Source organism: Paenibacillus sp. Leaf72 (assembly GCF_001422685.1).
Classification (GTDB): Bacteria; Bacillota; Bacilli; order Paenibacillales; family Paenibacillaceae; genus Pristimantibacillus.
In genome coordinates this window covers 1-13,316 of the sequence record NZ_LMLV01000011.1, presented here as the reverse complement: position 1 = coordinate 13,316, position 13,316 = coordinate 1, and the positions used below count along the sequence as shown (strand labels likewise).

13 protein-coding genes are annotated in these 13,316 nt (G+C 49.1%); 7 read left to right on the top strand and 6 right to left on the bottom strand.

Annotated features, from left to right (window positions below):
* Nucleotides 1–56 precede the first annotated feature (56 nt).
* The 4 genes from ASF12_RS14535 (at nt 57) to ASF12_RS14520 (ending at nt 5,401) form a co-directional block, all read left to right on the top strand.
* Nucleotides 57–662 (top strand): AAA family ATPase, encoded by a 606-nt coding sequence (locus ASF12_RS14535; RefSeq protein WP_056035876.1) that lies wholly within the window; start codon nt 57–59, stop codon nt 660–662.
* Between the two features lie 6 nt (nt 663–668).
* Nucleotides 669–1,154 carry a hypothetical protein gene (locus ASF12_RS14530; protein ID WP_056035871.1) on the top strand — a complete coding sequence of 162 codons (486 nt, stop codon included), beginning with the start codon at nt 669–671 and terminating at the stop codon, nt 1,152–1,154.
* A gap of 213 nt (nt 1,155–1,367) precedes the next feature.
* Entirely contained in the window at nt 1,368–2,789 is a 1,422-nt protein-coding gene (locus ASF12_RS14525) for a 3' terminal RNA ribose 2'-O-methyltransferase Hen1 (protein ID WP_056035868.1), read from the top strand.
* Nucleotides 2,786–5,401: a polynucleotide kinase-phosphatase gene (locus ASF12_RS14520; RefSeq protein WP_056035867.1), complete on the top strand. Its 2,616-nt coding sequence runs from the start codon at nt 2,786–2,788 to the stop codon at nt 5,399–5,401. Before ASF12_RS14525 ends, ASF12_RS14520 begins: the two co-directional genes overlap by 4 nt.
* Before the next feature lie 79 nt (nt 5,402–5,480).
* Here the strand turns inward: ASF12_RS14520 and ASF12_RS35210 are convergent, their stop codons facing one another.
* The 4 genes from ASF12_RS35210 to ASF12_RS14505 all read right to left on the bottom strand — a co-directional run bounded on the left by ASF12_RS35210 (nt 5,481) and on the right by ASF12_RS14505 (nt 8,204).
* Nucleotides 5,481–5,846 (bottom strand): hypothetical protein, encoded by a 366-nt coding sequence (locus tag ASF12_RS35210; RefSeq protein WP_200931623.1) that lies wholly within the window; start codon nt 5,844–5,846, stop codon nt 5,481–5,483.
* Between the two features lie 33 nt (nt 5,847–5,879).
* Entirely contained in the window at nt 5,880–6,377 is a 498-nt protein-coding gene (locus ASF12_RS35205; protein ID WP_200931622.1) for an NmrA family NAD(P)-binding protein, read from the bottom strand.
* Between the two features lie 75 nt (nt 6,378–6,452).
* Entirely contained in the window at nt 6,453–7,406 is a 954-nt protein-coding gene (locus ASF12_RS14510) for a helix-turn-helix transcriptional regulator (RefSeq protein ID WP_056035864.1), read from the bottom strand.
* Between the two features lie 42 nt (nt 7,407–7,448).
* Nucleotides 7,449–8,204 carry a DNA/RNA nuclease SfsA gene (locus ASF12_RS14505; RefSeq protein WP_235533164.1) on the bottom strand — a complete coding sequence of 252 codons (756 nt, stop codon included), beginning with the start codon at nt 8,202–8,204 and terminating at the stop codon, nt 7,449–7,451.
* Nucleotides 8,205–8,404: 200 nt separating this feature from the next.
* On the opposite strand from ASF12_RS14505, the gene ASF12_RS14500 reads away from it, so the two are divergent.
* The 3 genes from ASF12_RS14500 (at nt 8,405) to ASF12_RS14490 (ending at nt 11,572) form a co-directional block, all read left to right on the top strand.
* Nucleotides 8,405–9,169, top strand: coding sequence for an NUDIX domain-containing protein (locus ASF12_RS14500; RefSeq protein ID WP_056035860.1), 765 nt, complete (start codon nt 8,405–8,407; stop codon nt 9,167–9,169).
* Nucleotides 9,170–9,273: 104 nt separating this feature from the next.
* On the top strand, nt 9,274–10,083 hold the full coding sequence (locus ASF12_RS14495; RefSeq protein ID WP_056035856.1) for a ribose-phosphate pyrophosphokinase: 810 nt from the start codon (nt 9,274–9,276) through the stop codon (nt 10,081–10,083).
* Between the two features lies 1 nt (nt 10,084).
* Nucleotides 10,085–11,572 carry a nicotinate phosphoribosyltransferase gene (locus tag ASF12_RS14490; protein ID WP_056035853.1) on the top strand — a complete coding sequence of 496 codons (1,488 nt, stop codon included), beginning with the start codon at nt 10,085–10,087 and terminating at the stop codon, nt 11,570–11,572.
* Between the two features lie 223 nt (nt 11,573–11,795).
* Here ASF12_RS14490 and ASF12_RS14485 read toward each other — a convergent pair whose 3' ends face one another.
* Both ASF12_RS14485 and ASF12_RS14480 read right to left on the bottom strand, forming a co-directional pair.
* Nucleotides 11,796–12,365 carry a YdeI/OmpD-associated family protein gene (locus ASF12_RS14485; protein WP_056035852.1) on the bottom strand — a complete coding sequence of 190 codons (570 nt, stop codon included), beginning with the start codon at nt 12,363–12,365 and terminating at the stop codon, nt 11,796–11,798.
* 147 nt (nt 12,366–12,512) lie between these two features.
* Entirely contained in the window at nt 12,513–12,929 is a 417-nt protein-coding gene (locus tag ASF12_RS14480) for a DUF1761 domain-containing protein (RefSeq protein WP_056035850.1), read from the bottom strand.
* Between the last annotated feature and the right edge of the window lie 387 nt (nt 12,930–13,316).

Below are 13,316 nucleotides of genomic sequence, written 5' to 3'. Positions count from 1 at the left end.
GTGTTCATTGGTTCAGGTTTGCGGGTAATGATCATTAGAGTGTGGGGGCGAATCATATGCGAAAATTAGTATTTTTTCTAGGCGGGGCGGGAGCGGGCAAGACGACGCTGGCCAAGGCGCTGGCACGGCGCAAGGGCGCTGCGATTTTTGATATGGATACGCTGCTGCGTCCGGCGGCCGAGGCGATTATGACGGCGTCGGGACTTGATCCGAAGGACCGTGATTCGGAGCTGTATAAGGTGCGCTGCCGCGATCTCGGCTACCGGATTACGATGGATGCAGCTTTGGAAAATGTAGCGATTGGCACGGACGCGCTCGTCATCGGCCCCTTCACGAAGGAAACTGCTGATCCGCTTTGGATTGAGCAGGAGCTGTCGGCCATCGGTGCAAGCCTGCGTGATGTAGCTGTGCGGGTCGTACTCGTTTCCCTGCGGGATCAGGAGCTGCATCGCAGCCGGATACAGGAACGGGGCCTAGCGCTTGATGAGTGGAAGCTTGGCAATTGGGAAGCGTTCAGCCGCTCGCTGGGACCGCGCAAGCTGAATTGGCCGATTCCAGCCACTTCGGTGCTTGATTTTGATAATTCAGGCGAGCTGAATGAGGAGAAACTGCTGCTGCTGGATCGCTTCGTATATGGTGATGACATCGTAGAAGGGGAGTGAGGCTGCATGTCCTTATATTTCAGAGACAAATTCTTCAGTTCCGGCAGTACAGGCATTATGAATGAGACGGGGCAGTCTGCGGGATGGGTTAATCTGAAAAGTGCGTTTAGCACTTCGCTGGAAGTTTATGATGCCAATGATACGAAAATGTGCGAGGCGAAATTTCGTTTTTTCTCAATGAAATGGGAAGTCAGCGACAGCTACGGCGCTCCGCTAGGTGTGCTGCGCCCAAGGATGAGCTTCATGAATAAGCGGTTCGAGTATGATGCGGGCGAGCGCGGCTTTTATTTAATTGAGTCGCCAGCGTTTTCCAAAGAGTATGTGATTATGAACCGCCGTGAGGAGACGATTGCGAGCTTCGCGCAGACGAGCGGCTGGATGCAATCCGGCGCTTATTGCTTGTGGAACGAAACCCGCCAGCTCGGAGATTATGAGCTGATTGCAGTTATTATGGGCGTGAATGAAATTAGGAAGCGGCAGAGCAGTAGTTAGCATTTACATGAATAGGCCGCGATGCCTTAAGAATAGTTCTAAGCAAGCATGTGTGATTTCGGCACATGCTTCTTTGGCGTTGTCCACGTGTAGTAGGAACGGGCAATATTTTCACTATAAAAGTGCTCGGGAAAAGCATGTTTCGTAATACTTCTGCCATGTTCATAAACGCTTGCTTCAAGGAAAATGAAGGAAGTAGTCAGGGGGGATAACATGTTTTTAACGATAAAAGCACGGGGTGAGCATGCAGATAAGCTTTCTTTCTTACTCTCCAAGCACCCGGATCATTTATATGAACGCAAGGAAAAAGAGGCGCGCGTGTGTCTCGTTTATACGATAAGCTCGCCAGAAGAAACCGAGGTACTGCTGTTTGCCGAGCCTGATCCAATCGATTTGTATAAAGGCAGCCCAGAGCACTATGATATTACGCATTATATTAATGACCGTGAATTTGTGGTCAGCAGCTTGTTCTGTACCTACATGCGATCCGCGTTGGGTACGGCTTTGAACGGCAAGCCGAAGGAGGATTATGCCCAGTGGGTACAGCATGCATTCCAGCTTGAGCTGTCCTTCGGGCCACTCGCCTCGAATTTGCCTGACCGGACAATTGAAGAGCTGTTCGGGGCGCTTGACTATGAGGTCGAAATTGAAAGGGCGGACATCGCTTATCCGTTTCAATTGAAAAGCCGCAGCTCGGCGCGGACTATTCGGCTCTCTGGCAAGCAGACGCTTCAGCTCGCCTTGCGCCAGCTGTTCATTATGCTGCCGATGCTGGACGACTATAAGCATTATTTTATTGGCGAGGAGGAGGCGGATAAGCTGCATCGGTATGGCGAAGGCTGGCTGGCAGCGCATCCGCAGCGCGAGCTTATTATTCGGCGCACGCTGCGTTTCAGCCCGCTGATTATGAAGTTTAATCGCGAGCTTGTACAAAAAACGGAACAGCGGCCGGAGGCTCAGCAGATACGGCTCAGCGCGTCTTCCCTAGCGGAAAAAGAAGAGGAGCCGCCGCGCAAAACAAGGCTGAACGAACTCCGTTATGAAGCGATAGCCAAGGTGGTGGAGTCGCTGCCTCAGCATGGGTCTATCGTAGATATGGGCTCTGGGGAAGGGAAACTTGCAGCAAGACTTGGAGGAGTGAAAGGCGTGAAGTCAATTGTGGCGGTAGAGCCTTCGGGCAAATCGCAAATTCGCGCCTTAGAACGTTTTGCAAAGCTTGAGGGCAAGCAGGGGACGATCGTTCCGCAGGCTGTTATTGGCTCGCTTTTTTATTATGATGAATGGTTGTGTGGCAAAGATGTGTTTGTATTATGCGAGGTTATTGAGCATATTGATGCCTTTCGGATTGATCAGGCTATCGAAATGATTGCATCGCGCTACAAGCCGCAGAGCTGGATCGTTACGACGCCGAATAAGGAATATAACACGCTGTATGAGCTGGACGATTATGAAATGAGGCATAACGATCATCGCTTCGAATGGACGCGGGAGCAATTCCGTGTGTGGTGTGAAAAATGGGGCGAGCCATTCGGCTATTCGGTCCATATATGCGGAGTCGGCGATGCGGATAGACAGTACGGACAGCCCACACAGATGGCTGTATTTACGAAGGTAGAGGGGGCTCAGCGGTCATGAGCGAACAGGGTAAAAGGGTGATTCGGCTCCCTCATGCCGGTATTGTATTGCTGGTTGGCCCATCGAACAGCGGCAAGACGACGCTGCTTCAGACGCTGATTGCAGCGGGTAAGGTCAAGCAGACGGAGGTTGTGTCTTCAGATCAGTTCCGAATGCTTGTTGGCGATGTGGAGTTTATGGATTGGACCAGCCGCAGCAAGCTGGAATCCGATATTATTTACAAGCAGTATCAGCATATTTCGGCAAAAGCGTTCGAAGCGATGGAGGGTATCATTGCGATGCGCTGCCGCTTGGATAAATTAACGCTGATCGATGCCACGCATTTATATGAGGAAGACCGCAAACGTTATGTGGAGCTTGCGCGGAAGCAGCACGTTCCAGTCGTTGCGCTTGTGCTGGATACCCCAGAGGAGGAACTGCTGCGCAGGGATAGCGAGCGCGAGTTTCCTAGGGGCAAGCAGCGGGTGAAGAAGCAAGCGCATTTGTTCAAGCGGTCGCTGCGCAGCTTGAAGCTGGAAGGGTTTGATGCCAGTTATGTCATAAAAGCAGCACAGCTTATAAATATTGCATTCGAGCGCAAGGCTAACCCGCTCGTTCATGAGGTCGGACAAGGAATTGATATTATCGGCGACGTTCATGGCTGTTTTCAGGAGCAGCTAGAGCTGCTGGGCAAGCTTGGTTATGCACCTGACGAGGCCGGGCTTTTCCGTCATCCGGAAGGCAGGATACCTGTATCGGTCGGCGATGTGATGAGCCGTGGGCCGGAATCATTAGCAGCGATGGAATGGTGGCGCAAGCATGTTGAAGCGGGACTTGCCTATATGACGGACAGCAATCATGGCTGGAAGCTGGCTAGATTTTTGGATGGCAGGCAGGTCGAGCTTAGCCATGGTGATGAGAAAACCGCAGCGGAGCTTGTGGAATATGAGCGGGAGCATGGTGAAGAAGCGGCGAATATGCTCAAGGAGCGGCTTCGAGTATTTTTGCTGCAAGCGCCCCCTCAGCTCGTCTTTTGCTGCGATGGCGTGAGACAGCTCGTTGTGGTGCATGCGGGCATTCGTGACAGCTATATTGGCAAACAGTCCGCTAAAATTCAGGACTACTGCCGATATGGGGAGTCCGATGGTACCGATGCCCAGGGCAAACCGCTGCGCAAGGAATGGTACAACGAACATGAATCCGGCGAGCTCATCGTCTGGGGACATGATCCGCGAGTCGAGCCGACGATAACGAACCAAACGATTAATATTGATCAAGGCGTCGTATTTGGCGGACATTTGACCGCATATCGTTACCCGGAGAAGCAGTTCGTACAAGTAAAGGCGCGTGAAAATTATGCCGGGGAAGCTCGCAATCCTTTGCTAGAGGGTCAATTGAATCGGTTCAAGCAGCCGAATTTGCGAAAATATATTGAGGGCTACTCGGTGCTGACATCCTCTTATGGAGATGTAGCGGTTCGGGGCGAATTCGTTAAAGCTGCGATTGATACGGTATCGCACTTTACGGTGCCGCTGGAGGAATTGGTGTATATTCCGCCAACGATGAGCCCGCCGCCAATGACGGCTGAGGATGAGCGGTTTTTGGAGCATCCGGTCGAAGCTTTCGCCTACTATCGTTCACAAGGCGTAGAGAAAATGATCATGGAGAAAAAACATATGGGCAGCAGAGCCATCGTGCTGCTGTTTCGAAATGAAGCCGCAGCAGTACCGTATGTCGGCCGTGAGACGCTGGGCGTCATTTATACGAGAACGGGCAGAGCATTTTTCCAGTCTATGCTTCAGGAACAAGTACTGCGGCAGCTGAATGGCGATTTGACGAAGGCGGAGTATTTTGACCGTTACGGTACGGATTTAGTGCTGCTGGATACAGAAATTGTACCGTGGAATTTAAAGGCGCGGGAACTGATTGCTTCGCAATATGCCCATGTGGCGGAAGCTTCGCTGATGGACAGACGAGCCAAGCTCGCCAAGCTGCGGGAGGCGAAAGATGCAGGCAAAGCCGTGCAGCACTGGATCGATGAGCTGGAAATCAAGCTGGACAACGCCGAGACGTTCGACCAGGCGTTCCAGCAGTATTGCTGGGATACGAACGGGCTGGAAGGCATCCGAATTGCGCCTTTCCATACGCTGGCGCACAGTACAGCAAGCTTCCAAAGCGAACAGCACAGCTGGCATATGGAGCATGCACGAGAGCTCGCCGCTTGCTCGGAGCTGTTCATGGAAACAGAATACAAGGTTGTGACCGATGAAACCAGCGAGCTTGCGGCGATTCGGTGGTGGGAGGAAATGACGGAGCAAGGGCATGAAGGAGCTGTTATTAAGCCGGAGTATTTTGTCGCCAGACATAAGGGAAGGCTGATCCAGCCGGCCATTAAAGTAAGAGGCAGAAAGTATTTGCATATTATTTATGGGATGGATTATTTGCTGCCCGAAAACTTGCAAAGGCTGAAGCAGCGCAAAACAAGCAAAAAGGAGCGTTATGCGCTCAAGGAATTTGCGCTGGGGCTGGAGTCGGTTGAACGGTTTATTCGCAAGGAATCGGTGGATCGAATTCATGAATGTGTGCTTGCCGCTTTATCCATGGAGTCGGATTCGGTAGATCCGCGGCTTTAAGGGAAGAAGCGAGGATGGTTAAAAAAGCGGGAGCTGCTCTTGAAAAGAAGCAGCTCCCGCTTTTTTGCGCTCTATTCTTTTAGCAGACCGTAACCGTCTTCCAATAATACTCGTCCAAAAATGCCGTCAAGCTTGTAGGAGCTTGACCAGTCAGCTCTTGAACCGTTGTTGACGTCTGATCATACTCCCCTCTGGCCGAGGCGGTATCGAAGGAAGCTAATGCTCGCGCTACAGCATTCGGAACGCCAAACGATTCATACATGCCAACGAGCTGTGCGGTCTCGATTGGAATATAGACAATGTCTTTCTTAGCGATGTCACTCAATATTTGAGCGATATCATAACCGGATAGCGCTTCTGGCCCAGTTACATTCCGTGTGTGCTTGTCCGTGTTTGAGGAAGCGAGTGCAGCTGCGGCTGTATGTGCACAATCCTTGCGTGTCACATAAGCGATTTTGCCTTCGCCGATAGCAGCAGCTTATTGGCCTGTAGCGACCGTATGCGTCAAGGATTGAAGCAGATTCTCGGCGTACAGATTGCTGCGAAGAATCGTATAAGACAGGCCGCTGTTCTTAATAGCCTCTTCCGTGCTGTAGTGGTCTCCCGCCGTTAAATTTGCTGTACCGGGCTCAGGGTTGAAAAACGATGTATAGACAATATGTTTTACTCCTGCATTAACCGCAGCTTGTATGGCATTTGAATGCTGCGTGATTCGCTGACCTAGCACTTCAAGCGCATCCGTACTTACCAAAAGCAGACGCTGCACCCCGGCAAAAGCATCGGCCAGCGTCTCAGGCTGGTCGAAGTCCGCATGCCGTACGCTAACACCGTGGTCGGCAAGACCCGAAAGTTTTTCTGGGGTGCGGGTAGCTGCTATAATCGGCCCATCATAGTTTTCGAGCAGCCATTGAATGGCCAATCTCCCTAAATTTCCGCCTGCGCCTGTAACCAATATCGTTTCTTTTGTTGCGTTCATTTTGGTTTCCTCCTTTTCAATACGGCAACCTCATGCCTTTCTATACTATACAAAAACGTTACTGACACTAGACTGTCAGTAACGTTTCAACATTTTTTCGATTTCTTTTTTCATACGGAGTTTGAAAGCTTCGGGCTCAAGGATTTTAACATCTGCGCCCCAGCCAAGGAGCCAGGACAGCAGATCTTCCGGTTGTCGAACGCGAAAGGTGACGTAGTATCCATCGGCGTTCAATCGGGCATTCTCCATATAATAGTTGTTTGCTATTTTCACTTTATCCGCGATGCTCGCATTAAAAAGCACATGGACGCTGACGTTGCGGTCATCCTTCGGCTGATAGTCGTGCAGGTGAAAGCTGTTAGGGAGCTGGAACGTATCATCCATAGTGGCAAGCTCTTTTATTCGCGATACCCGAAAATGGCGAATGTCATTCCGCAAGTCGCAATGGGCAACTAACAGCCAGCCATTTTGTTCATCAAGGACGAGCCCGTAAGGGGCAACCGTTCGCAGCATTTCATATTTTTCATTCGCTTGTGCCGCTCGTTTGTGGTATTCAAAGCGGATTTTCTTGCCTTCAAGCATGGCGGTACGGATGGCTGCCACGTAAGCCTTCTCCCGTTCGCCTATTTCTGGTTCATTTTCTTTGTGAAGAAGAAGGATATTATCGCGTACCCGATCCGCTTCGTCGCGGATGGGCTCCGTTAATACAGCTTCGATTTTCCCGCGTGAAGAACGGGCGCTCCTGCTGTAGACAGGATCAAAACGCTGTTCTACAAATTCGGCTCCAATCAAAAGCGCTGCTGCTTCTTCTACAGTAAAACTCACTGGCGGCAAAAAATAGCCATTCATTAAGGAATAACCTAATCCAGTCGCACCGATGATGGGCACACCGGATTCACTTAACACTTGAACATCCCGATAAATCGTTCTAGGACTAACTTCCAGCATCTCTGCCAGTTCCTCAGCCTTCAGCACCTTGTTTCGCTGCAGCTCTAGAACGATCGATAACAAGCGTTCTGTTTTATTCAATTTGCAGCGGCTCCCTTTATTTAATTTTTTTGAGCAGCCGCACTAGTTCATCATATCTGTTGTGGTTTCGAAATACCGGATAAGGCTCACTTCGGTAGCTGTAATTTTGAAGTTTCCCTGCCAGATTTCAACTCCCCCTCTTATAGAAGATTCAACGGATTCTCTAATATAGCTGCTGTATTTGCCGTTCTTAGAGCCTCTGAATCCTGGACTATTATAGATAAAACAAGTGAACAGTATAGCTCTATCATTTTCTTCTAAGCTGGCTTCAAGCTGGCCAATATGCTTAAGGAAGCGTTCGAAGGAATTGAATTCACTTCCTTTTGCGGTCGTGATATGTTCTTTTTTCTCAACCTGTAAAGTTGTAAGCGGGGTCTTGACCTCGATGTAAGTATTCCCTACAAGAAAATCAAGCTTGGAATTGCCAAGCTTTTGTTCCCGTTTCACGCTATCACTGCTGACCATAGCAGAGAGCTGGCCATTTTTCAGAAAATGTTCCACATAGCGGTTTGCCGCATTTTGATTAATCCCGATCCAAGATTTATTTGGCTCAGACAGCAAATCGAGTGAAATGGCCTCTACGGTGTAGAGGGTTTTTCTGGTCAAGTCTTTGCTCTTGGAAAGCAGGCAGGGAATATCGCGGAATACGATGCTGCCTATGCGTCCTGTAGTAGGACAGTGGCAATCATAAATGACGCCGTCGATCGCCACTTCCATAATAAATCGATTTCTTCTTCGAAGAATCAAGCCTTCAATAAGCGGTGTTTCAAAAATAAAAGCGTCGTTGTTCATGTCCATTTTGAAAGTGTGAGCCTCCCTTTCGTAACTATACGTTGAATATACAAGAACGCTACTGACAACAGATTGTCAGTAGCGTTCTTGTATAAACATATGGGAAGGAATAGCCTAAAAATCATTCAAAGGGTTGACAAATGATTTAATAATGTCATAATGATAATATCAATTAGAAAATTAAATCGTAACAGGAAGTGAAGCACTTGATCGAAAATGAATCCAATTATTCGCCGGATCATTACCGAACGCCGGACGGAGCGCCGACGGACATCGTGATCTTTACGATTGTTTCAACCCAGCGCAGCAAGGTTAAGAAAGCTTTGCCGCATCATGAGCTGCAGGTGCTGCTCATCAAGCGTAACATTTGGCCTTTCGAAGGGCAATGGGCGCTGCCGGGCGGTTTTACACTGGAAACGGAAACGGTGCAGGAATGTGCCAGACGTGAGCTTTTGGAAGAGACTCAGGTTAGCGAGGTTCATCTCGAATATTTTAACGTATATAGTGCGCCTGGACGTGATCCGCGGGGCTGGATGATTTCACATGCATTTCTTGCACTCGTGGGTGAGCAGCAGCTTGCGAATCGGCAGGCGGCGGTCGATGCCTCGGAGGTGCAGCTGTTTCCGGTAGAGGAGGCGCTGAAGCTGCCGCTTGCCTTTGACCACCGCATCTTAATTCAAGATGCGCTGATTCAAATTCAACGGAAGATGCTGACGACGACGATAGCGAAAGCTTTTTTACCGGATGAATTCACGATTGCCGAGCTGTATCAGGTCATACAAGCGGTCGTGCCGGATTTTGCAGAACAAAACTTTATTCGGAAAATCACCTCGACGCAAAGCCGCAGCGGCATTATTGAGAAAGTCGTGGACGCGGCCGGGGCGTTAAAGTTCTCCAATCAGTATTCGCAGCGCCCGGCTCAGCTATACCGGTTTACGGGGCTAGAGCCGCAGCTGTCGATTTACGGATAAAAGATAGAGTAGAGATTGTAGAACGATTTGAGCGTATCAAAGCGTACCGGAGCGGAACGGCAGATTTAGAAGGTAACTACGAAGCAGCGAGGAGAGTGAGCAGGATGATCAAGCTGAATGGCGTGGAGCTTGTGTTCAAAACGTTCCCCAACGGGGAAACGCTTGTCGATGGTGATGCGATTACGGCATTGATAGCCGAGCAGAATACGCTTGCTTTTAAATATGACAATGACAGCGACTTGATTAAGCTGATGTTCGTGAAGCAATATTTAGACAACCGGAAGGTGCAGGCGGGCTTGACGATTGCTTATATGCCCTACAGCCGGATGGACCGGATTGAGGGAACCTCTGTTTTTACCTTGAAATACGTAAGCGGCCTGATCAACTCCTTGGCATTTGAGCATGTGACGGTGCTGGAGCCGCATTCCGATGTGACGCTAGCGCTGCTGAACAATTGCTCGGCACGGTATCCGACGATTGAGCTGCTGGACCTTGTCGTTGAGGCAACGGGCTTTGACCGTGCGTCCGATTATTTATTTTTCCCGGATGCGGGGGCGCAGAAGCGCTACAGCAAAGTTCGCGGCTATAACGAGCTGGTCGGCTTTAAGGCGCGGAATTTTCAGACGGGCGAAATAGAACGGCTTGATGTAGTTGGACAGGTGGCAAGCGTTGGCTTTAAGGCGATTATCGTCGATGATCTTTGCTCCTACGGGGGAACGTTTATGCGCAGTGCGGAGAAGCTTAAAGGCTTGGGCGCGGCGGAAATTTATTTGCTTGTAGGGCACTGCGAGCCATCGATTCATAAGGGCAAGCTGCTCGAATCGCCGCTCGTCGATAAAGTGTTTACGACCAATACGATGCTGAATGAAGCGGGACATGAGAAAATAAAACTTTTTGAATGGGGAGAGGTTTAAAATGACGACGAAGACAGCTTACCCTGCGACACTGCTATGCGATTTTTATAAAATCAGCCACAAAAACCAGTATCCAAAAGGGACGGAACTCGTCTACTCGACTTGGACCGCCCGTACAAGCCGGCTGGAAGGCGTGGAGGAAGTGGTCGCCTTTGGTTTTCAAGCCTTCATTAAGGAATATTTGATCGACTATTTCAATGAGCATTTTTTCGCAAGAACGAAGGAAGAGGTTGTGGAGGAGTATCGCAGAGTGCTGAAATTTGCGCTGGGCGATGCTGATCCAGATGCTTCGCACATCGCTGCGCTGCATGAGCTCGGCTACTTGCCGATTCGCGTTAAGGCAATTGAGGAAGGCTTGATCGTTCCGGTTAAAGTGCCGATGCTGACGATTGAAAATACGCACCCTGACTTTTTCTGGGTAACCAATTATTTGGAGACGCTCATGTCGTGCCAGCTTTGGATGCCGACGACGAGTGCGACGATAGCTTTCGAGTACCGCAAAATATTGGAGCAATACGCTTTGCAGACGAACGGCGATACGTCGGGCGTGCCTTTTCAGGGGCATGATTTTTCGATGCGGGGCATGAGCTCGCTGGAAGCGGCGAAAGGCAGCGGCGCCGGGCATTTGCTGTCGTTCACAGGAACGGATACGGTTCCGGCGATTTTGTATTTGGAGCAATTTTATGGCGCGAATATGGAAAAAGAGCTGGTAGGCACCTCGATTCCAGCGACCGAGCACAGCGTGATGTGCGCCCATGGCACCGATGAAATGGCATCGTACCGCTATTTGATCAATGAGGTGTATCCGAATGGCTTCGTCTCGATCGTCTCGGATACATGGGATTTGTGGAGCGTGCTTGATGTGGTGGTCAGAGGGCTTAAAGAGGATATTCTAGCCCGTGACGGCAAGGTTGTCATTCGCCCGGACAGTGGAGATCCGGTCAAAATCATTTGCGGCGATCCCGATTCGCAGCATCCATTTGAGCGCAAAGGCGTTATTGAAATTTTGTGGGATATTTTCGGCGGCACAGTGACGGAGAAGGGCTTTAAGCAGCTCGACAGCCACATTGGCGCAATTTATGGAGATGCGATTACGATCAGCCGCTGCCGCGAAATTTGCGAGAAGCTGGCGGCGAAGGGCTTTGCTTCCACAAATATGGTGTTCGGTATCGGCTCGTTCACGTACCAGTACAATACGAGAGATACGTTCGGCTTTGCGCTGAAATCGACGTTTACGATTATTAACGGCGAAGAGCGCAAAATTTTCAAAGACCCGGCAACCGATATCGGCAAAGTGAAAAAATCGCAAACCGGACTCGTGCTCGTAACCGAGCAGGACGGCGTGCTGACGCTCACTGACGATTTAAGCGTGCAGCAATATGAGGCAAGGAAGCACGAAGACGCGCTGAAGACGATTTTTGAAAATGGCAAGCTGGTGCGTGAGCAGGGGCTGGCGGAAATACGCGCGAATTTGCTGGGGAAGCTGTAGTATGCCTCGCCAATGAGTGAATGAAACGGAATGAAACGGAATGAAACTTATCATTCGAGGGCTTGAGTTCAAATATGAAATGATACAAATATGAAACGATGCAAATGTTATTGGAAATGCGAGCAGACCGCCCGAAGGGGGCGGTCTGCTCATTTGGATATGGATTAGAGGTAAGGAGATCACCTTAACAAACCATTTCTCTCTATTCGAGCTATAGGGCAGCTTAATAATCCAGGAGGCGCCCATTATCATGCCATTGACCGTACATTTTATTTTCTTTCGTGTTGGCTATAAATTTGTCTAATCTGCTTTCAAATAAGGATGGCTGATTTTTATAGCTTTGTATCGTATCGATTCGAACTCTTTGATAAAGAGCTGGAAATGCGCTGAAATTTTCATATCCTTGCGGGTCTTCTTTCAGCCTTTGATCTATAACGCGATCTATTTTAAAGGAATGGGGCTCCATATCAGGAAGCACCTTTCTTCCTTCGTCGCTCATTAATCCCAGCTTTTCGAGGCGGCGGACGCGTTCTTTATTCAATTCAGTCCATGAGCTTTTTTTGCTTCTAGGAGATAGTCTCTGCGCCAGCTGGGATTCAGAAATTTTCTTTTTTACCCCATCAATCCATCCAAAGCACAAACATTCCTCGACTGCATCCAAATACAGCAACGAATCCGGGTTTGGCGCCATGCTTACGACTACCCAACAAAATTTTTCGGTCTGTCCGTTTTCCTGCAGCCAAATTCTCAAAGCTTCTCGCGATGTTATTGCCAATAAATTTTCAATTTCCATAGACAAAGTAAGTTCTCCTTTCTAGGTATGGAGAGTCATTATTATCATTATAATGCCTGTGACCCTAGTCGATGTTGAAGTAATAAGCAAGACGATGTAAGGATACTGGTCTCCATACTAGAAAAGGCGATTTATTTTTCGCAGAAATTATTTCATAGCTACAATAATTACACTAATAATCAAACCTGAAAGTAAAAAATAGCTTCCGCTAATTAGTCCGTATAACAGCGGGCGAGGCATATTTGGGTTGATCGCCGTATTGACGGTCGTTGAAGCCAACAATCCAACACCAACAATGCCGCCAAAGATTAGCGCATTAACCAAGGATTCGATATCGAAAGCATAGATCAAAATGGCCATGGTAACTGTAGTTGCTAAACCACAGACAAATGGTCCCGCGATAAAAAGGGGAGCTGGTTTTTCAGTGGGTGTTCCTTCTTTTCCTAATGCTCGAGCATAAGCCTTCCCAAAAATAATAGTAAACCAAACGCCTCCCAAAATAGAGGTTGCTAATGCAGCTAGCAGAACGGCAATCCAATTAATCTCCTGTAAGACATTGAACATGATTATTTCTCCTATTCGAAAAATCGTTTTTTTTGTATAAGGGTGCGTGTTTGTAAAAGTAAGCGAGCCAGCTGCTGATCGATTGTAGCTTCTCGCGTATTCCTGCTACTGGCGGGAATGCTTCTCCACATGAATGTAAACCTACAGGACATACCGCAAGGCAGCTTCAAGCTTCGGGCTTCGGAATTTTCCGTATCAGGGGCTTGATCCCTGCACAAAGATAGATTTGGCGGACACAGCAGACGCTATTTTAAAATAACAATGGGTAAGGCACAAGTGGCGGACTCAGTGTAGCTAGAATAAAAAGTGGACACAGCGTTAAGGAACGCCTAATAATAGACGTAACGAAAAAGAAGAGGTGTCCGCGAGTGGGAGAACAACGGCAAC

Coding starts and splice junctions, on each gene's coding strand:
- ASF12_RS14480 (WP_056035850.1), bottom strand. CDS start 12,929: ATGTTCAATGTCTTACAGGAGATTAATTGGATTGCCGTTCTGCTAGCT.
- ASF12_RS14530 (WP_056035871.1), top strand. CDS start 669: ATGTCCTTATATTTCAGAGACAAATTCTTCAGTTCCGGCAGTACAGGC.
- ASF12_RS35205 (WP_200931622.1), bottom strand. CDS start 6,377: ATGAACGCAACAAAAGAAACGATATTGGTTACAGGCGCAGGCGGAAAT.
- ASF12_RS14535 (WP_056035876.1), top strand. CDS start 57: ATGCGAAAATTAGTATTTTTTCTAGGCGGGGCGGGAGCGGGCAAGACG.
- ASF12_RS14485 (WP_056035852.1), bottom strand. CDS start 12,365: ATGGAAATTGAAAATTTATTGGCAATAACATCGCGAGAAGCTTTGAGA.
- ASF12_RS14525 (WP_056035868.1), top strand. CDS start 1,368: ATGTTTTTAACGATAAAAGCACGGGGTGAGCATGCAGATAAGCTTTCT.
- ASF12_RS14505 (WP_235533164.1), bottom strand. CDS start 8,204: ATGGACATGAACAACGACGCTTTTATTTTTGAAACACCGCTTATTGAA.
- ASF12_RS14495 (WP_056035856.1), top strand. CDS start 9,274: ATGATCAAGCTGAATGGCGTGGAGCTTGTGTTCAAAACGTTCCCCAAC.
- ASF12_RS14520 (WP_056035867.1), top strand. CDS start 2,786: ATGAGCGAACAGGGTAAAAGGGTGATTCGGCTCCCTCATGCCGGTATT.
- ASF12_RS14490 (WP_056035853.1), top strand. CDS start 10,085: ATGACGACGAAGACAGCTTACCCTGCGACACTGCTATGCGATTTTTAT.